Source organism: Pseudoalteromonas atlantica, assembly GCA_007988745.1.
Lineage (GTDB): Bacteria > Pseudomonadota > Gammaproteobacteria > Enterobacterales > Alteromonadaceae > Pseudoalteromonas > Pseudoalteromonas atlantica.
In genome coordinates this window covers 1-19,545 of the sequence record BJUT01000022.1, presented here as the reverse complement: position 1 = coordinate 19,545, position 19,545 = coordinate 1, and the positions used below count along the sequence as shown (strand labels likewise).

The window sequence follows — 19,545 nt, the reverse complement described above, 5'->3', positions numbered from 1 at the left end:
AGTGTCTCAAACTGGAAATTATTAACCCTGACAGGTCGTTAAACCTAAAGGATATTATGAAAAAAATTTTATTAAGCGCTGTGGCAGCTGCCTTTATTCTTCCTTTTAGTTCTGCCCAAGCGAGTATCGATAATGACGCGTTTTTAGATGCTGAAAAAAAAGTGCGCTATGGAAGCTACCAAGACTTTAAAGAAGCAATAAACGGGTTAGACCACCCGCTAAAGCCGTATGTCGAAAAAACATATTGGCAACGCCATCCCAATTTTAAATACCAAAGCGAAATAGAAGATTACCTAACCATTTATGAACATACCCCGCTTGAGTGGCCGGTACGCAAAGCGTGGTTAGAGTATCTTGAAAAAAACAATAAAAAAGCAGCTTATATAAAAAACTACCGAGAAACGTCTAACGCAGCGCTAACATGCACGTTTTTAGATTTTCAGCTTGATTTAGGGGCGCCAGAAAAAGCCATTTTTAATCAGGTTACCGATTTATGGACGGTGGGTAAGTCGCAACCGAATGAATGCGACCCGCTATTTTCGCTTTGGCGCAAAAAAGGCTATTTAAATAATGAACTTATATGGAAGCGCATAACGCTTGCAGCGCAGGGCGGTACACAAAGTTTACTCCCTTATTTAAAAACGTTGTTACCTAAAAACGAGCGTTACTTAGCCGATTTATACTTAAAAGTACGCCGCGACCCTAGTGCGGCAGCAGGCTTGTATCGTTATAAAACTAAGTCGGCAAAAGAAGCGCAAATAGCCATTTATGGTGTTAAGCGTTTAATTTGGCGCGATAAAGCGCTGGCTTTAAGAGCCTGGCAAAAGCTAGAAAAAATGTTTACTTACAGCGATGAAGAAAAAGCAGATCTATATTACACGTTTGCTTTATCGCTTGCTTCAAGTGGGCATAAGCAGGCCAGCTTTTGGCTTAATAAAGTGCCTAAAGCGCGACAAGACAGAAAGTTAATTCAGTGGCAACTTGGTAATATGCTTAAAACCCAAGACTGGGAAGGCATAGCGGCTTTTTTTACAGGTAAAGACGATTTAAGTTTAGGTCAGCAATATTGGCTTGCTTATAGCTATGCTAAGCGAGGCGAGCAACAAAAAGCAGACGAAATTTGGACTAAAGTGGCCGCTAACCGCGATTACTATGGTTTTTTAGCGGCGGCACGATTAGGGCTGCCAGTTGATTTAAATAATCAGCCTTTGCAGGTTGATCAAAAATTAGTAGAGAAGGTGAAGAATGCGCCGGGCTTTAAACGTGCAAAAGCACTTTACGAACTCGAGCGGTTTACCTCTGCTCGCAGAGAATGGAATTACTTAACGAACACCTCTACTGATGAAGAAAAACTAGCTGCCTCAAAGGTTGCAGCGCAAAACAATTGGCACGATAACGTTATTTTCACGTTAGCTAAAATTAAAGCATGGGATTATGTTGAACTGCGTTTTCCGTTTGCATTTCAAGATATATTTGAGCGCTACAGTAAACGCAGCAAAATAGACCCCGCGTGGAGTATTGCAATTGCACGGCGCGAAAGCTCGTTTGCACCAGATGCGCGTTCGCATGCAAATGCGCGTGGTTTAATGCAATTGCTTCCTAGTACGGCAGAATACGTTAATAAAGCAAGGGTATCGAGTACGCGTTTGTACCAACCTAAAACCAATATACGCTTAGGTACTAGTTACTTGCAGTACTTAAAAAAGAAAAACAAAGGGAATGAAATACTTGCTACGGCATCTTATAACGCAGGGTATCATCGTATTAAACGTTGGTTACCTGACGAAGCCATACCAGCAGAGCTATGGGTTGAGCTGATCCCGTATAGAGAAACGCGAGATTACGTAAAAAATGTGTTTGCTTATCGCCAGGTTTATCACACCCGGATGGGCCGAGAAGGAAATGTGCTCGCGCCGTTACTCAACATGAAAATGGGCGGGTAAATTATGTAATACCAATTACCTAAAATATTTAGCCATTCTAGCGTGCTAAATAAAGGGCTAATAACGTAACACGATGGGTATAAGTATTAGGGGGATATTTACATGTTAAATATCCCCCTTTTTTGAGCGCTTTACGTTTAAGTGGTAGACTCAAAGCAAGTTAAATTTAACAGATGGATTAACAATGGATAAATTAGCCGTTTTATATGCAGAGCATATTGCCACATTACAACAACGTACGCGTATAATTTGTGACCGTGAAGGGCTCGAGGGTTTAGTTATTCACTCAGGCCAAGCTAAGCGCCAGTTTTTAGACGACATGTATTACCCATTTAAAGTTAATCCACACTTTAAAGCATGGCTTCCTGTTATTGATAATCCACATTGTTGGATTGTGGTAAATGGTAGCGATAAACCTAAGCTTATTTTTTACCGCCCAGTTGATTTTTGGCACAAAGTGCCAGATGAGCCGCGTGATTTTTGGGCTGAGTACTTTGATATAGAATTATTGCTACAGCCTGATCAAGTTGAAAAACTATTACCTTACGATAAAGCTAAATACGCTTACATGGGCGAATACCTAGAGGTAGCGCAAGCGCTTGGCTTTAGTATTATGAACCCTGAGCCAGTACTCAACTATTTTCATTATAACCGCGCTTATAAAACGCAGTACGAGCTTGAATGTTTACGCCAAGCCAACCGCATCGCGGTAGATGGACATAAAGCAGCACGCGATACGTTTTATAATGGTGGTAGCGAATTTGATATTCAGCAAGCGTACCTTATGGCTACACGCCAAAGCGAAAACGAAATGCCGTATGGCAACATAGTAGCGCTTAACGAAAACTGCGCTATTTTGCATTACACGCATTTTGAGCCAAAAGCACCGCTTACTCATAATTCGTTTTTAATCGATGCTGGCGCAAACTTTAATGGGTATGCCGCAGATATAACCCGTACGTACGATTTTAAAAAGCAGGGCGAGTTTGCTGAGCTAGTACAAACTATGACGGCAATACAAATTGAGCTAGGCAACGCATTAAAGCCTGGCATGTTATATGGCGATTTACACGTTGATTGCCATAACCGTATTGCGCAAATTCTTAGCGACTTCAATATTGTAAACTTACCTGCAACAGAAATTGTGGAACGTAAAATTACCTCAACATTTTTCCCTCATGGCTTGGGCCATCACCTTGGCTTACAAGTGCACGATATGGGCGGCTTTATGCGTGATGATAAAGGCACCCACCAGCCATCGCCAGAAGGGCACCCATTCTTACGTTGTACTCGTAAAATAGAGAAAAACCAAGTATTTACTATTGAGCCAGGGCTTTACTTTATAGACTCATTATTAGGTGATTTAGCGCAAACCGACAGTAAGCAGTTTATTAACTGGAAAAAAATTGAGTCGTTAAAACCATACGGCGGTATTCGTATTGAAGACAATATTATTGTTCACGAAGACAGCCTAGAAAATATGACTCGTGATTTAGCGCTCGACTAAGCTAATAAAGACGAGCTCGCCAATACGCGCTAAAATACGCGAATGCAAAGGGGCCTTTTGGCCCCATTTTTAATTGAGCTTTAATTATGTCTGAATATAAATACCCCGCCGATGATGTGTTTCATCAAGAAGAAATTAAAAAAAGCACCTTTATAGTTCATATCGCGCATACGCCAGACCTAGAGGCTGCTAAAGCATTTATTAAAAGCATTGAAGAAAAGTACCCAGATGCTCGCCATAATTGTTGGGCGCACGTAGCGGGTAACCCAGGCGGAAGCCATGTTTATGGTTTTTCTGATGATGGAGAGCCAAATGGTACCGCAGGAAAGCCGATGCTTAATGTGCTGGTGGGTTCTGGACTTGGCGAAATTACTGCGGTTGTCACCCGTTATTTTGGCGGTATAAAGCTGGGCACCGGTGGGTTAGTACGTGCCTATGGTGGGTCGCTTAATAATGCACTTTCGCAGCTAAAAACGGTGACTAAAGTACCGAGTATCGAGATTGTAGGCCAAAGTGAATACAGCATGCAGGGCGCAATAGAGCAATTGTTAAAAACCAATTATCAAGTACTTAATATAGAAAAACAATTTACTGCTAATATTGAATGGGTTATTACTATTGATAGCCGCCAAGCAAAACAGGCCATTAAAGATATTTTTGATTTAAGCCATGGCGCAGTTGAGTTAACTATCAAAGAGTAAGACAATAACTTACACACTTATATTTACTAATAATAAAAGCGATAAGCTACATGCAATTTCGTACCATCATAAAAATCCTTGGCCAACTTGTTGCGCTGTTTAGTATTACCATGGTGCCGCCTGCGGTGGTGTCTTTATTTTATAAAGATGGTGGTGGTGTTCCTTTTGTATTAGCGTTTATATTTAGTGTGGTTATTGGTTTAACAGCTTATTACCCAAACAGGCATGAAAACGGCGACTTAAAAGCACGCGAAGGCTTTTTAATTGTTGTACTGTTTTGGCTGGTACTAGGGGCGTTTGCATCGTTACCGCTGATTTTTTTACAAGAACCTAATTTGTCTATGGCCGATGCGGTGTTTGAGGCCTTTTCTGGCCTTACAACCACTGGGGCCACGGTACTTACCGGAATTGAATACCTGCCTAAGTCTGTTTTGTTTTATCGCCAGCAATTACAGTGGTTTGGCGGTATGGGTATCATTGTACTTGCTGTTGCTATACTGCCCATGCTTGGGGTCGGTGGCATGCAGTTATACCGAGCTGAGATCCCAGGCCCAGTAAAAGATTCAAAAATGACCCCCCGTATTGCCGATACCGCAAAGCACCTTTGGTACATTTATGTGTCGTTAACGGTAACCTGTATGTTGGCGTATTGGGCGGCAGGTATGGAGTGGTTTGATGCTATATGCCATGCGTTTTCTACAGTGGCGATTGGCGGTTTTTCTACTTACGATGCCTCAATAGGGCACTTTGATAGCCCTGTCATTAACTTTATATGTGTTTTCTTTTTAATTATTGCTGCGGTTAACTTTTCACTGCATTACGCGGCGGTAGCGAGTCGTAATATTCAGGTATACATTCGCGACCCTGAATTTAAAGTTTTTTTACTGATACAGTTAGCGCTGGTGGTTATTTGTTTTACGGTGCTCTCATCTAACGAAATATTTGCCGATGGCGATGAAACCCTCGATCAGGCTTTATTTCAGGCGGTGTCTATGAGTACCACAGCCGGTTTTGCCACCGATAATTTTTCTACTTGGCCGCTGTTTTTGCCTATATTGCTTATTTTTTCGAGCTTTATAGGTGGCTGTGCAGGTTCAACCGGTGGCGGTATGAAAGTTGTACGCGTGTTTTTACTTTACCTACAAGGCATACGTGAGCTTAACCGCTTAGTGCACCCACGTGCTATATACTCTATTAAGCTTGGTCGTAAAGCCTTGCCCGATAAAGTAGTTGAAGCGGTTTGGGGGTTTTTCTCAGCGTACGCATTGGTGTTTATTATTATAATGCTGGCACTAATGGGAACCGGCATGGACAACATTACCGCGTTCTCTGCTACGGCGGCGTGTTTAAATAATTTAGGCCCAGGCTTAGGTGATGTTGCCTCGCATTATGGGGCGGTGAGCGATGGTGCCAAATGGCTATTAACCATTGCCATGGTATTTGGTCGCTTAGAAATATTCACCTTACTCGTGCTATTTACGCCGACCTTTTGGCGTGGGTAATAATATACAAATGATGCTTAGGAACAGGCATGCCACATTCTAATTTAGATAAATTACACCAGTTAACAACAGGACGATTGGTCGACTTGGAAATTGTTACGCCTACCAGTAGTAAACGCGTAAAAACAGAGTTTATTGGCTTGCTAGAAAATAAATTTATTATTTTAAATTACCCAAGTTCAAAGCGTTTACCTGCTGCAAGTGATTACCTACGTGATGGTGTAATGGTGGTGGTAAGAGCGGTTATAGAAGGCAGTGGCGGACAAGTAATAGCATTTAGGCAGCAGCTTATGTCGGTTGCCTCACACCCTGCTAGGCTCATTTTTATTAATTACCCTACGCAAGTGCAGTTATTTGCACTGCGCGCGCAAACACGCATACCTACCTTATTACCTGCAAAATTAACTCTAAGTGACGATAGAGTACTTGAAGGGGTGATTAAAGACATCTCGCTTACCGGGGTGATGTTTGATGTACGCGGCGATCAAAACGATGAAAATATTAAAGATATGCAATGCACGGTGACGGTTGATACCAACAATAAAGCATTTACTGGCGAAGTATGCAGTGTAAAAGAACACGCCGCAGGAGTTAATTGTGGTATTAAACTTCTAGCCAGTGAAGATGAAATGAAGGCATTTATGAAAGAGCACTTTATCGATCCCGCGATGCTTGAGCTGCCATTAGAATAAGCACTTTCGCTTAATAGCAACAAATGGCCATTTTTTACTTGAGTGGCAGTCATATTTTTTAAAAATTCAAAAAATAATTTTTATTTTCTATAAAAATCAGCTGTATAGATTAGTTTTACGAGTGAATTATTTTAATGTGTTAGCTCCCCTCACGGTTAAAATTTAGTCTCTTTTTTCGATAAATCTTCATCCTTACAATTTACGCCGAAAATTGTAGCTTTTTCCTCTTATGTAACTAGTTGTTTTTATTGCATTTAAAAACTTAGCTTTACCCTTTGTTGCTAGTTTGCAACATAAAACCCCCGCAAATTTATCAAAAATAGCCAAGAACTCATTTAACTGATTGAAATTAATGAACTTTTAAAACTTGGCATTCAAGTTGTAATAGTCTGGCTGTACTGAACAATAACGTGATTTAAAGTAAAACACTTAATCGCACACATATACTTGAAGGAATTATATTATGAAAAGCATTAATAAAACTTTAGCACTTATCGCCCTTGCTTCATCATCAGCGGCATTTGCAGCAACCGATTTTGATACGTTAGATGTAGATGGCAGCGGCACGATTAGCAAATCAGAGGCATCAATTGATGCAAAACTGATGAGCATGTTCTCAGAATTAGATACTGACCAAGATGGTGAGCTATCAAAAGAAGAATTTTCAGAAGCTTAAAGTGTGGTAACAATCCTGAGTTGCCAATGACAACCTAAGTAGGCAAGGGAGCTTACGAAAAAGGATTACAAGGATTGCGTACACCACGTAGTGAACTTAACTAATTTGTTTATATTGAAGGATTAAATTATGAAGCATTTAAATAAAGCACTCGCATTTATGGCTATTGCCTCTTCTTCTGCTGCCTTTGCAGGGACTGATTTTGACACGCTAGATGTAGATGGCAATGGCGCCATTAGCCAAGCTGAAGCATCGGTTGATGCGGATTTAATGGCTGAGTTTGTTGAGCTTGATACCGATGGAAATGGTGAGCTTTCAAAGCAAGAGTTCTCTAAATACTAGGGTGTGATGATCTTTGCCAATTGAGCGCAGGACAGCGCATGTTCACTTAGCAAAGAGTCATTTGCTCTAATCCAATGTGCATTAAAACTTAATAATGCACATTGGCAAAAGCACTTTTTAGTTAATTTTTAAACCCATGGATCTTAGAAAAGGATTTCCTCTTAATTAGGACACAACTATGAAAACATTAAATACAGCACTTGCCGTTATCGTATTAGCTTCTTCATCAGCGGCGTATGCTGCAGTCGACTTTGCCTCGTTTGATGCCGATGGTGATGGTGCAATTTCAAAGCAAGAAGCGCAGGTAAATTCACAGCTAGTGAAAATTTTTGACCAGCTAGATACTGATGGTAATGGTGAAATTTCTGAGCAAGAGTTTTCAAAAGTACAGTAATTAGTAAGCTGCTAAGCAGGGTTGCCTAGCATTAAAAAAACATACTCCACTAAAGCCGCCTTAGTCAGCGGCTTTTTTGTGTTTAACTATAAAAATATAGCGCTAACTTGGAATAGCTTTTCTACTACGTTGATATGCTTTTTATCGATTAAAAACATAATAACGTGATCACCAGACATAATAACCGTGTCGTCGTGGGCAATCAGTACGTCGTCATTACGTACAATAGCGCCAATCGTTGTACCTGCAGGTAGCTTGATATCGGCAATCGCACGGCCAACTACTTTTGATGTGTTTTCATCGCCGTGGGCAACGGCTTCAATGGCCTCTGCCGCGCCTTTACGTAACGAGTACACATTAACAATATCGCCACGGCGTACGTGTGTAAGTAGCGCCGAAATAGTTGCTTGTTGTGGTGATATAGCAATATCTATTTCACCCCCTTGCACTAAATCTACATACGCACCACGCTGAATAAGCACCATGGTTTTTTGTGCGCCCATGCGTTTTGCAAGCATGGCCGACATTATATTTGCTTCATCGTCGTTGGTTACAGCAATAAACACATCAACTTGTTCTATGTGCTCTTCAGATAGTAGTTCTTGGTCTGAGGCGTCTCCACAAAACACGACGGTGTTATCTAGCATTTCAGAGAGTTGCTCAGCACGCTCTTTACTGCGCTCTAGTAACTTAACGCTGTGGTTTTTTTCCAGTGAGCGAGCAAGGCCTGCACCAATGTTACCGCCACCGGCTATCATAATTTTTTTGTAAGAACGCTCAAGTTTTTGTAGCTCGTTCATAACCGCGCGAATATGCTTAGTGGCAGCAATGAAAAATACTTCATCGTCCGCTTCTATTACCGTGGTGCCCAGTGGCTTTATAGCTTTACCTTGGCGATAAATTGCTGCTACACGGGTTTCTACATTCGGAATATGCTCTTTTAAAGCAGAAAGCGCATAACCCACTAATAAGCCACCGTAGTAGGCTTTTACAGCCACAAGAGAGAGCATGCCATCGGCAAATTGCAGCACTTGCAACGCGCCTGGGTAATCTATTAAACGGCGAATATATTTGGTAACAAGTGCTTCGGGGGCAATATAGTGATCAACCGGGAGGTCATCGTTATGAAATAGCTTTTCGCGGTATTTTAAATATTGCTCTGATCGGATACGGGCTATTTTAGTTGGCGTATTAAAAATACTATACGCGACTTGGCACGCCACCATATTAACTTCATCTGAGCTGGTTACCGCAATAATCATGTCGGCGTCTTCAGCACCTGCACGTCTGAGCACATCTGGGTGTGCACTGTGCCCCGTGACCCCTTGTAAGTCGTACTTATCTTGTAGCTCTCGTAAGCGGTTGCCGTCTATATCAACAACGGTTATTTCGTTTTGTTCGCCAACTAAGTTTTCAGCAAGCGTACCACCGACTTGTCCGGCACCGAGTATGATTATTTTCATTATTTACCCGAATTACTGTTTAATTAAAAAAATAGCCATTTACTGTTTAATAAATGGCTATTGAGTGTACGGCTATTAGGCTTTTTTAACTAGCTTAGCGTAATAAAATCCGTCGCTTTCACCTGGTAGTAATTGTAAACCAGGGTTGGTAACTGTGTCGTTGTCGTGCAGTGGTATATGCTCAACGTCACTATTATTAGCTAAAAATTTAGCGACTTGCTGTTGGTTCTCTTGCGGCAGTACCGAACAGGTTGCGTATATCATTGTGCCGCCTGGTTTAAGTAGCGGCCAAATGCTATTGAGTATATCGCTTTGTAGTGTGGCTAAGTCTTCAATGTCTGATGCGCGGCGAAGCCATTTTATATCTGGGTGGCGGCGTATAACACCGGTTGCCGAACAAGGGACATCTAATAAAATGCGGTCAAACTGTTGCTCATCCCACCATGTGTGTGGCTGCGAAGCGTCTGCACATTGTAGGTCTGCGCCTAAACCGATACGGGTTAAATTTTGTTTAACACGTTCTAGGCGAGTGGCGTCACTATCAAGTGCTAATACTTCTGCATCAGCAAGCTCTAATATATGACATGTTTTACCGCCAGGTGCTGCACAGGCATCTAAAATGTATTCATCAGCTTGAGGTGCTAAAAAGCGTGCGGCTAATTGCGCTGCGGCGTCTTGAACTGAGCAGGCGCCCACATCAAATTCTGGCAACGAAAATACATCACGCGGCTTAGCTAGTTTAATACCATCAACAAACTCAGGGTTTAACGTGTGCTCTATATCGTTAGCCGTTAACATTTCGCTGTATTGTTGCGTGCTGTATTGGGCTTGATTGACACGTAACCACATAGGGGCTTGTTGTTGGTTTTCTTCAAGAAGCGCTTCCCAGTTGTCTGGGTAGGCAGCTTGCACTTGTTTAATAAACCAATTTGGATGGTTATATAAACACACTGGTATTTGCTTGGCTTTTTCTTCAAGCTCGCTTTGTTGGCGCTGAAAGCTACGCAAAATAGCGTTGATTAAGCCTTTTAAGCCTAATGCACGCATTTGGCCAAGGGCATTAACGGTTTCAGAAATGGCGGCATGCGGTGGCACGCGCATATGCTGCAGCTGATAGATACCGACATACAACAAAAACTGAAAAATACGACGCTTACCTTTAAGTGGCTGTTCTACTAAATGTTGGCAGTAGTTTTCAAGGCTAGGTAGGTAGCGCAACACGCCGTAACAAATTTGCTGTAATAGCGCTTTGTCTTTAGGGGGCAGCCCTTGGCTGGCAAATGGTAGCTCTTGATTTAGCGAAGCGCCTTTATCAACCACGTTATATAAAGTTTCAGCGGCAAGCGCACGTACGTTTTGAACATTACTCATTGTTTTCGCCTAATACGGTACCAGGAGTTACCCAGTCACTGCGACCGTTTAAAAAGTCGCTAATTGCCATTGGTTTTTTACCTTGGGGTTGCAGCTGTGTAATACTTAATGCCTGCTTGCCACACGCCACTACAATGCCGTTTTTATCGCTTGATAAAACAACGCCCGCACGGCCTGTTTGCTCAACGACTGAGGCTTGGTAAATTTTTACGCTGTGCTCACCCATTTGAGTAAAACACACTGGCCATGGATTAAACGCACGTATATTACGCTCAATTTGTACGGCATCCATCGTCCAATCAATATTTGCTTCCTCTTTTGAAAGCTTTTTAGCGTAATTTGCCAGCTCGTTGTTTTGCGGCTCTGCTATAAGCTCGCCATTGGCTAACTTATTAATGGTTTGAACAAGTGCTCCGGGACCAAGTTCAGCCAGTTTAGTGTATAAACTGGCACTGGTTTCATCCGCAGCAATAGGGCAGCGGCTAATGTGCAGCATGTCGCCGGTATCAAGCCCTTCATCCATTTGCATTATGGTTACGCCGGTATCTTCATCGCCAGCCCAAATTGCGCGCTGTATAGGCGCAGCACCGCGCCAGCGCGGTAAAATAGAGCCATGCACATTTAAGCACCCTAAGCGTGGTGCCTCTAAAATGGCTTTTGGTAAAATTAAGCCATAAGCCACCACAATCATGATATCGGCATTTAAGCTTTTAAGCTCAGTGAGTGCGTCTTCATTTTTTAATGATTGTGGCTGAAAAACAGGTAGTTCATGTTCAAGCGCAAGCGCTTTTACTTCACTGGCTTTTAATTTTTTACCACGCCCAGCAGGGCGATCTGGTTGGCTGTAAACTCCAACAATTTGGTGTTCGCTTTGAATTAACGCTTGTAGGTGACGAGCGGCAAAGTCCGGCGTACCGGCAAATATAATGCGTAGTGGTTTTGTCACTGAGTTTTCCTAAGGTGCTTATTACTTCGCGGCAAATTTAGCTTCTTTTTCAAGCTTTTTGCGAATACGTTGACGCTTTAATGGCGATAGGTAATCAATAAATAGTTTACCTTGTAAGTGATCTAGTTCGTGTTGAATACAAATAGCTAATAGCTCATCTGCATCTAGTACAAATTCTTCACCATTTTCGTTAAGAGCAGCAACGGTTACGGTTTCAGCACGGTCTACTTTTGCGTAAGAGTTAGGCACTGATAAACAGCCTTCTTCGCTAATTGTTGCACCATCTTTTTTAATAATTTGTGGGTTAATTAAAACCAGTGGCTCGTCGCGTTCTTCTGATACGTCGATCACCACAATACGTTGATGAATATCAACTTGTGTAGCAGCTAGCCCAATGCCGTTTTCATCGTACATTGTCTCTAGCATGTCTTTTACAATTTGGCGAACGTTGTCATCAACCTGTGCAACTTCTTTTGCTACCGTACGTAAACGCTCATCTGGAAATCTTAAAACTTCTAACCTAGCCATAGTTACCTTTTTACACTTGTGCTTAATTTAGGGTATTGTATGCTCTTATTTTAGCCATTCGCGTTCCCCTTTAACAGGTTTTGGTCAATAATAATGAAAAAACAATACAAGGAAGCCCAATGAAATCTCAATTGGCTGCAATTATGTTTGCACTAAGTACTGCTTTTCCTGCAGTCGCTGATGTTTTACAAATAAAAAAAGATGCTCCAAAACAATATGTTGTAAAAAAAGGCGATACCCTTTGGGATATTTCCGGCATTTATTTAGAAGAACCATGGCTGTGGCCAGAGTTGTGGCAAATGAACCCGCAAATAGATAACCCGCATCTAATTTACCCAGGCGATGCACTCGCGTTAGTGTACGACGCCGACGGTAACCCGCGTTTGGTGATTAATAAAGCGTACAGAAAATTATCGCCGCAAGGGCGTATTACACCAAAAGGTAATAACGCCATCACCACTTTGCCACTTGAAATAATTAAACCTTATTTAAGCTATGAGCAAGCGATTAACAGCGATGACATAGATGATAAGCCTTATATTTTAGGGGCAAACGAAAATACTAAAACGCAAACTCTCGGGCATATTTTATACGTTAAGGGCGATTTAAAAGTACATAAAGCGTATGCTATTTATCACAAAGGCGAACCTTACATAGACACACAAACTGGTGAAGAGCTAGCCACTCGCGCTACTTATGTCGGTATGGCTCGTGCATTTAGAACGGGCGATGAAAGCAATGGCGTACCATCGTCTTTACGGGTTGAGTCAGTTAAACAAGAAATACAACAAGGCGATTTTTTACTCCCTGCTATGCAAGGGCAAATGTTACCAGCGTACTTTAATATGCATCGTCCTAAGCAAAGTGTATCCGGCAGTGTTATTGACTCGCCGCGCCAAGTAAGAGAATTCAGCACAATGGATGTAGTGGTGCTAAACTTAGGTGCTGAGCAACAAATTGAAGTTGGTCATATCCTCGATTTAGAACGCCAATCACCCACCGTTATTGATGGCCCTCGAGGACCGCGTTATCCAGAGGATTCGAGCAAATTTGAAAAGCTTTTATCTGATGCAGGTGAATTATTTGGCAGCGAGCCAGATGAAGACACCACAACATGGACAATGCCACACGAAAAAGTGGGTGAGTTAATTGTATTTAAAGTGTATGACAAAGTGAGTTATGCATTAATAACAAAAAATCAGCACCCAATTCGCGTTGGAGATAGTGTAGTAATTCATTAAGTTGTAGCGAGTCGGTGCTCTAGGAGAGAGCATGGATCAGTCATCTGGCAAGCTAGCCCACTGGCTTGCCTTTTATATGTGTAAAGGCTTAGGTATTAAAACACTGTTAGCCTTATCACATACTCACCCCCTCGAATCATTATTTGATTTAAACCAAAGTGAATTACAACAGCTTGGCCTTACCCAAAACCAAGCCTGCAACTTACTCAATACCAATTGGCAGCAAGTAAACCATTACGAGCAACAAATACAGCAGCTTAATATTACAGTGGTGTGTATTTTTGATGCGCTATACCCAAACGAGCTAAAACACATAGCCAGTGCCCCTTTACTGTTATTTTGTAAAGGCGATATATCGCTGTTATCTAGCCCGCAAGTGGCCATTGTTGGTAGTAGAAACGCGACCCCTACGGGGCTCGAAATAGCCTCAGAGCTTGCTTATCAGCTTACTTTAGCCGGTATTACTGTTACCTCGGGCATGGCGCGGGGTATTGATGGTGCCGCGCATAAAGGGGCATTGGCCAATAATGGCAAAACAATTGGTGTATTAGGGACTGGGGTTGATATTTACTACCCCAAACGCCATAAATTATTAACAGACCAAGTATTAGAGCATGGCTTATTAATAAGCGAGTTTTTACCGGGTACCGCTGCTAATGCGCATAACTTTCCCCGCAGAAACCGTATTATATCTGGGCTGTCTTTAGGCGTGGTTATTGTAGAGGCCGAAATTAAAAGCGGTTCGTTGATCACGGTACGTTACGCTATTGAACAAAATAAAGAAGTGTTTGCAGTACCAGGCTCTATTAAAAACCCATTATCGCAAGCGAGTCACTTTTTAATAAAGCAGGGCGCTAAGTTAGTCGAAAATGTAACAGATATTTTAGATGAGGTGAGCTTTTCTTATCAAAGCGGTCTATATAATAAAGAGGAGCCTGTAAACAAACAGTCACAGTGTGAGGTGTTAAATAGTATAGGGTATGAGGTAACCAGTGTTGATGAAATTGTACGTCGCGCCAAGTGGCCAATTGATAAAGTGCTGGCAAGGTTGCTCGATTTAGAGTTAGACGACGAAATAGAGCGAGTGTTAGACGGGTATATAAAGCTAAGCACAGGAAGGTAATATGTTTGATATTCTCATGTATCTTTTTGAAAACTACATTCACAGTGAAGCCGATATTTATATTGAAGAAAACGAGCTTACCGATGAATTACTTCGCGCGGGCTTTAATAAGACCGAAATTTTTAAAGCGTTAAACTGGCTTGAACAATTGGCCGATTTACAACGCAGCGACGAGTCGCCTTACTTAATTACAAAGCCTCACCAAGCAATGCGCATTTTTACCGATAGCGAATGCAAAATGTTAAACGTTGAATGCCGCGGCTTTTTGATGTTTTTAGAGCAAATAAGGGTGGTTAACAGTGTAACCCGTGAAATGGTTATGGACCGCCTTGCCGCATTAGATAAACCTTATATTTCGCTCGACGACTTAAAGTGGGTGGTGCTTATGGTGTTATTTAACGTACCTGGCTCAGAAGAGGCTTACGAGCAGATGGAAGACCTTATATTTGACGAACCCACCGAACTTCTACATTAAAATTGTATGCCAAACCACTTAAACATATATGCACAGCTTGTATCTTTAAGTGGTTTGGGTATATTAGGCGAAAATTCAGCAACCCATTAGGAACCTCATGAGTAAAATCGACCATTCGCTTTTCTCGGCGGATAAACACGCCTTAGAAAAAGAATACGAAGTCTGCCCACAATGTGGTTCTGAATTAGTGATCCGTAACTCTAAAACAGGTCCGTTTTTGGGTTGTGCTAGTTACCCTAAATGCGACTTTATTCGTCCATTAGCGCATCACGACAGCAACGAAATAAAGGTGCTTGAAGATTCAGCCTGCCCACAGTGCACAAAACCGCTGGTGGTTAAAAATGGCCGTTATGGCATGTTTATTGGGTGTACAGGGTACCCTGAGTGTCATTATATCGCTCACGATGAAGAACCTAATAATAACGATGATGAATTACCTGGGTGTCCTAAATGCAAAAAAGGGCAGCTAGTTGCACGCAGCAATAAATTTGGTAAAACGTTTTACTCATGCGATTGTTACCCAAGCTGTAAATATACTCTAAATAACAAACCCATAGCCAAGCCATGCCCTAAGTGCGATTGGCCGCTTGTTATTGAGAAAAAAATGGCCAATGGTACTGTGCTACAGTGCCCACAAAAAAGTTGCCTGCATAAACTTACCACTACTGATTAATATAAATTTCTGGAGCATATTTTGTCAGACCTTTCTACATTGCCTACGGCTATATCTTGCTTAGAGCAAGGTGAAGTTATTTTATATCCTACTGAAGCTGTCTATGGTTTAGGGTGTGATCCAGATAATCAGCAAGCTGTTGAGAAGTTGCTAGAAATAAAACAGCGTCCCGTTGAAAAGGGCCTTATTTTAATCGCCGATAACTACGGCCAGTTATTAAAGTATGTTGACGATGTAAAGCTGCCAATGGACAAGCGCGCTGATATTTTCTCTAGTTGGCCTGGTGCTATTACCTGGGTAATGCCTGCAGCTGAAAATACGCCTAAATGGTTAACAGGGCAGTTTGATACGATTGCCGTACGGGTTACTGATCATCCAAGTGTTAAGCGCTTATGCCAGCAATTAGGCAAGCCTCTTGTCTCTACTAGTGCTAATTTAACCGGACAGTCAACGGTAACAAGTATTGAACAAGCCAAGCAGCAATTTGCAGATAAGGTAGGCTGTTACATTGATGAGCCCTTAGGGGGCAACATGCAGCCAAGCACAATTAAAGATGCCATGACCGGCAAAGTATTTAGAGGTTAATATGCAAAGCGAATTATTAGAACAAGTAAAAGCGTATTTTATGGCTTTGCAAGACACCATTTGCCAAGGTTTAGAGCAGGCCGATGGCAGTGCAAGATTTGTAGAAGATAGCTGGCAACGTGCCGAAGGCGGTGGCGGGCGTACGCGTGTTACCACTAACGGCAATGTAATAGAGCAAGGCGGCGTTAACTACTCGCATGTGTTTGGTGCATCTATGCCGGGCTCTGCGACCGCTCATAGACCAGAGCTTGCAGGGCGAAGCTTTCATGCATGTGGTGTTTCATTAGTTATTCATCCAAAAAACCCACATGTTCCTACAAGTCATGCCAATGTACGCTTTTTTATAGCTGAAAAAGAAGGCGAAGAGCCTATTTGGTGGTTTGGCGGAGGGTTTGACTTAACGCCTTTTTACCCCGTTTTTGAAGATGTACAGCATTGGCACCAAGTCGCACACGACATTTGTGCACCATTTGGTGAACAAGTGTATCCAAAATACAAAACGTGGTGTGATGAATATTTTTACCTAAAACATCGCGACGAAACACGCGGTGTAGGCGGCTTATTTTTTGATGACTTAAACGAGCTAGGGTTTGAGCAGAGCTTTGCATTTATGCAATCGGTTGGTAATGGCTTTTTAGATGCGTACTTACCTATTATTGAGCGTCGTAAAAATGATGAATACACGCAACAGCAGCGCGACTTTCAATTGTATCGCCGCGGTCGTTACGTAGAATTTAACCTTGTGTGGGATAGAGGCACTTTATTTGGCTTACAAAGCGGTGGGCGCACAGAGTCTATATTAATGTCGATGCCGCCACTGGCGCGTTGGGAATACAATTATAAGCCCGCGCCTGACAGCGCAGAGGCTAATTTGTATCAATACTATTTACGTCCACAAGAGTGGCTAAGCACTAAACCTACTGATTTGATAGCCAGAGAGTGGCAGTTATAAATATTAAATTAAGGTAGGGGCTGTTTAATCCGCAAAGGTCAATAAACCCTAATAAAAGGCGCTTAACAGCGCCTTTTTGCTAAGTAGTTACAATTAGTGCTCATTAATCATATGGGTGGCAAGTTGTCCAAAAGACTGCTTTAACCCTTCGCGCAGTAGGGGGTTGTCTACTTCTATATCGAGGGTTTTATTCATGCAATACATCCACTGATCGCGCAGGTCTTTATTTATAGTAAAAGGCATATGGCGTTTGCGCAGCATAGGTTGGCCATGTTTTTCAGTAAATAGGTTAGGGCCGCCTAACCAACCCGATAAAAACTCAAAAAATACTTGGCGAATTCTATCTAATGGCAGAGGATGCATATCATATAATGGTTTGGCGTATTCATCGCTGGCCATTATGTCGTAGAATCTATTAGCAATAGCACGGGTACCTGCTTCTCCACCAATAATTTCATACGGTGTTTTCTCAGGAGTGGGCGCTGGTTGCTCAGGAGCTGGTTTAGATTTTGAAAAAAGTCGTTTAATCATATTACTTATCATCGTTAATAGGCAGTGTATAGCTGCAAAGAGGTTGCTTTAAAATGGACAAATATGCGGTTTTTGGAAATCCAATCAAACATTCAAAATCCCCCGCGATACATAAACAATTTGCTGTATCTTTGGGTGAGCAAATCGACTACCGCGCAATATTAGCACCTATCGATCACTTTGAAAAAACAGTAACCACCTTTTTTGAGCAAGGCGGAATAGGTGCCAATGTTACTATGCCATTTAAAGAGCAAGCGTATGCCATGGCTGATGAGCTCACCCCACTTGCTAAAATTGTTGGTGCAGTTAATACACTTAAAAAACGCGATGATGGCACTTTGTTAGGCGATAACACCGATGGCGTGGGCTTTGTTAATGATTTACTTGCCAATGAAGTGACAATTACCAATAAGCGTATTTTAATTATTGGTGCTGGTGGTGCAGCAAGAGGGGTGATACTACCGCTACTTGAGCATAATCCAGCTGAAATAACGATTGTTAATCGCACGGCAAAAAAAGCGCAAGACTTAGCGCAACTATTCGCTGAATATGGCAAGGTAACAGGCTATGGGTTTGATACATTACCTGTAAGCAATTACTCACTTATCGTAAATTCTACCTCTAGCAGTATGAACAACGAGTTACCAGCACTTGACGAAAAACACCTAAGCCAGTGCGCGGTGGCATACGATATGTTTTACTCCCAGCAAAATACCGTATTTATGAACTGGGTTGCAGAGCATAATAACCACGCTAAGCTGTTAGATGGCAGTGGTATGTTAGTAGGCCAAGCTGCACAGGCATATTATGTATGGCGTAATAAAATGCCCGCCATACTTCCTGTTGTTAAAGCACTAAAACAAGGCATGCTTAAATGAATCAAGCCATACAGTTTATAGATAGACTCGAGTTTAGAGAACCTTCCCACCAACTAGTCTTTTTTGCACAAGTAACAGGGATGCTGGTGGAGTGTATTATAGATTTACGAAAGCTAGGGCTTCAAGATGAAAGCCATGCAACGCAGCATTTTGATAAATACCGATTTGATTACGAAGAATGTGCCGAGCAACTTATAGAAGATGAAAGTTATAACTCGGCAGGGCAGATAGAAGTGAATCTAGTTGATCTCTGCTAAATACTCGTCTTTTAATTGCACATAGTTATCTGCCGATACTTTTAAAAAGGCAAGCTCTTGCTCTGTTAATGGGCGGGCTTGCTTTACTGGACTACCAACATATAAATAACCAGACTCCAATCGTTTATTTGGCGGTACTAATGAACCCCCACCAATAATAACGTCGTCCTCTACTATTACATTATCCATTACAATAGCGCCCATACCGACAAGTATACGATTTCCAAGCGTACATCCATGCAGCATCACCTTGTGTCCTACTGTCACATCATCACCAATAATAAGTGGGTAACCATCTGGGTTACTTTTAGTCGCGCGTGATAAATGAAGAACACTACCGTCTTGTATATTTGTACGTTCACCAATACGTATATAGTTAACATCTCCTCGCGCTGCCACTAAAGGCCATACGCTACAGTGGTCACCAATCGTAATATCTCCTACCAAAACAGACGACTCATCAACATAAACAGACGAATTAAAAGAAGGAGTCACACCTTTATAAGAACGGATAGCCATATATATACCTTTTAAATACCAGTTATAGTCGCTTGAGTGTAACAGCAACACTTAAATATAGGCCAGAAAAGGCCTGTTTTGATTATAAAACTACCAGTTATAGAGGGTTTAGTTCACATATTGACCGAACGGTGCTTTTTTTTGGTTTTTCTTTAAAAAATTGCTTGCGTAAAAATCTGTTCTCCCTATAATGCGACCCCACTGAGACGGGGAACGCCAACGCATAGCGAGGCAAGAGCTGCTCAC

22 protein-coding genes are annotated in these 19,545 nt (G+C 41.9%); 16 read left to right on the top strand and 6 right to left on the bottom strand.

The features are described 5' to 3' along the window. Positions 1-56 precede the first annotated feature (56 nt). The 8 genes from PAT01_RS10790 (at position 57) to PAT01_RS10755 (ending at position 7,757) form a co-directional block, all read left to right on the top strand. Positions 57-1,943, top strand: a complete 1,887-nt coding sequence (locus tag PAT01_RS10790) for a transglycosylase SLT domain-containing protein (protein WP_138579976.1) — start codon at positions 57-59, stop codon at positions 1,941-1,943. 184 nt (positions 1,944-2,127) lie between these two features. Further along, entirely contained in the window at positions 2,128-3,450 is a 1,323-nt protein-coding gene (gene pepQ, locus PAT01_RS10785; protein WP_138579977.1) for a Xaa-Pro dipeptidase, read from the top strand. An 86-nt stretch (positions 3,451-3,536) separates the two neighbouring features. Next, entirely contained in the window at positions 3,537-4,151 is a 615-nt protein-coding gene (locus tag PAT01_RS10780) for a YigZ family protein (protein ID WP_096040916.1), read from the top strand. Between the two features lie 50 nt (positions 4,152-4,201). Beyond that, a complete protein-coding gene (locus tag PAT01_RS10775; RefSeq protein ID WP_004588045.1) occupies positions 4,202-5,653 on the top strand; it encodes a TrkH family potassium uptake protein in 1,452 nt (483 codons plus the stop codon). A 29-nt stretch (positions 5,654-5,682) separates the two neighbouring features. After that, a complete protein-coding gene (locus tag PAT01_RS10770) occupies positions 5,683-6,345 on the top strand; it encodes a flagellar brake domain-containing protein (protein ID WP_138579978.1) in 663 nt (220 codons plus the stop codon). A gap of 463 nt (positions 6,346-6,808) precedes the next feature. Next, positions 6,809-7,021, top strand: coding sequence for an EF-hand domain-containing protein (locus PAT01_RS10765; RefSeq protein WP_004588043.1), 213 nt, complete (start codon positions 6,809-6,811; stop codon positions 7,019-7,021). A 129-nt stretch (positions 7,022-7,150) separates the two neighbouring features. Beyond that, on the top strand, positions 7,151-7,363 hold the full coding sequence (locus tag PAT01_RS10760) for an EF-hand domain-containing protein (RefSeq protein WP_004588042.1): 213 nt from the start codon (positions 7,151-7,153) through the stop codon (positions 7,361-7,363). Positions 7,364-7,541: 178 nt separating this feature from the next. Further along, on the top strand, positions 7,542-7,757 hold the full coding sequence (locus PAT01_RS10755) for an EF-hand domain-containing protein (RefSeq protein ID WP_004588041.1): 216 nt from the start codon (positions 7,542-7,544) through the stop codon (positions 7,755-7,757). 86 nt (positions 7,758-7,843) lie between these two features. On the opposite strand, the gene trkA is transcribed toward PAT01_RS10755, so the two are convergent. The 4 genes from trkA to def form a co-directional block, all read right to left on the bottom strand. Continuing rightward, a complete protein-coding gene (gene trkA, locus PAT01_RS10750; protein ID WP_004588040.1) occupies positions 7,844-9,220 on the bottom strand; it encodes a Trk system potassium transporter TrkA in 1,377 nt (458 codons plus the stop codon). Positions 9,221-9,295: 75 nt separating this feature from the next. Continuing rightward, positions 9,296-10,591: a 16S rRNA (cytosine(967)-C(5))-methyltransferase RsmB gene (gene rsmB / locus PAT01_RS10745; RefSeq protein WP_004588039.1), complete on the bottom strand. Its 1,296-nt coding sequence runs from the start codon at positions 10,589-10,591 to the stop codon at positions 9,296-9,298. Continuing rightward, positions 10,584-11,537, bottom strand: a complete 954-nt coding sequence (gene fmt / locus PAT01_RS10740) for a methionyl-tRNA formyltransferase (RefSeq protein ID WP_138579979.1) — start codon at positions 11,535-11,537, stop codon at positions 10,584-10,586. Before fmt ends, rsmB begins: the two co-directional genes overlap by 8 nt. A 21-nt stretch (positions 11,538-11,558) precedes the next feature. Beyond that, complete coding sequence (gene def / locus PAT01_RS10735) at positions 11,559-12,065, bottom strand: peptide deformylase (RefSeq protein WP_004588037.1); 507 nt, start codon at positions 12,063-12,065, stop codon at positions 11,559-11,561. Between the two features lie 119 nt (positions 12,066-12,184). Between def and PAT01_RS10730 the strand changes: the two genes are divergently transcribed. The 6 genes from PAT01_RS10730 (at position 12,185) to hemF (ending at position 17,114) form a co-directional block, all read left to right on the top strand. Then, on the top strand, positions 12,185-13,306 hold the full coding sequence (locus PAT01_RS10730; protein ID WP_004588036.1) for a LysM peptidoglycan-binding domain-containing protein: 1,122 nt from the start codon (positions 12,185-12,187) through the stop codon (positions 13,304-13,306). Positions 13,307-13,337: 31 nt separating this feature from the next. Then, the gene (dprA, locus tag PAT01_RS10725) at positions 13,338-14,429 is read left to right on the top strand and encodes a DNA-processing protein DprA (protein ID WP_004588035.1); all 1,092 of its coding nucleotides are present in this window, start codon (positions 13,338-13,340) and stop codon (positions 14,427-14,429) included. A gap of 1 nt (position 14,430) precedes the next feature. After that, positions 14,431-14,904, top strand: coding sequence for a DUF494 family protein (locus tag PAT01_RS10720; RefSeq protein ID WP_004588034.1), 474 nt, complete (start codon positions 14,431-14,433; stop codon positions 14,902-14,904). A 97-nt stretch (positions 14,905-15,001) separates the two neighbouring features. After that, positions 15,002-15,577 carry a DNA topoisomerase family protein gene (locus tag PAT01_RS10715; RefSeq protein WP_138579980.1) on the top strand — a complete coding sequence of 192 codons (576 nt, stop codon included), beginning with the start codon at positions 15,002-15,004 and terminating at the stop codon, positions 15,575-15,577. A 21-nt stretch (positions 15,578-15,598) separates the two neighbouring features. Beyond that, the gene (locus PAT01_RS10710) at positions 15,599-16,162 is read left to right on the top strand and encodes an L-threonylcarbamoyladenylate synthase type 1 TsaC (protein ID WP_138579981.1); all 564 of its coding nucleotides are present in this window, start codon (positions 15,599-15,601) and stop codon (positions 16,160-16,162) included. Between the two features lies 1 nt (position 16,163). Then, entirely contained in the window at positions 16,164-17,114 is a 951-nt protein-coding gene (gene hemF / locus PAT01_RS10705; RefSeq protein WP_138579982.1) for an oxygen-dependent coproporphyrinogen oxidase, read from the top strand. A 93-nt stretch (positions 17,115-17,207) separates the two neighbouring features. Here the strand turns inward: hemF and PAT01_RS10700 are convergent, their stop codons facing one another. Next, the gene (locus PAT01_RS10700; protein WP_029773006.1) at positions 17,208-17,645 is read right to left on the bottom strand and encodes a group II truncated hemoglobin; all 438 of its coding nucleotides are present in this window, start codon (positions 17,643-17,645) and stop codon (positions 17,208-17,210) included. 53 nt (positions 17,646-17,698) lie between these two features. Between PAT01_RS10700 and aroE the strand changes: the two genes are divergently transcribed. Together aroE and PAT01_RS10690 are read left to right on the top strand one after the other, a co-directional pair. Beyond that, a complete protein-coding gene (gene aroE, locus PAT01_RS10695; RefSeq protein WP_126005383.1) occupies positions 17,699-18,523 on the top strand; it encodes a shikimate dehydrogenase in 825 nt (274 codons plus the stop codon). Next, positions 18,520-18,780: a DUF1488 family protein gene (locus PAT01_RS10690; protein ID WP_024031321.1), complete on the top strand. Its 261-nt coding sequence runs from the start codon at positions 18,520-18,522 to the stop codon at positions 18,778-18,780. Before aroE ends, PAT01_RS10690 begins: the two co-directional genes overlap by 4 nt. Here PAT01_RS10690 and PAT01_RS10685 read toward each other — a convergent pair. Continuing rightward, positions 18,763-19,299 (bottom strand): gamma carbonic anhydrase family protein, encoded by a 537-nt coding sequence (locus PAT01_RS10685; protein WP_029773008.1) that lies wholly within the window; start codon positions 19,297-19,299, stop codon positions 18,763-18,765. The two genes, PAT01_RS10690 and PAT01_RS10685, sit on opposite strands and share 18 nt — an antisense overlap. Between the last annotated feature and the right edge of the window lie 246 nt (positions 19,300-19,545).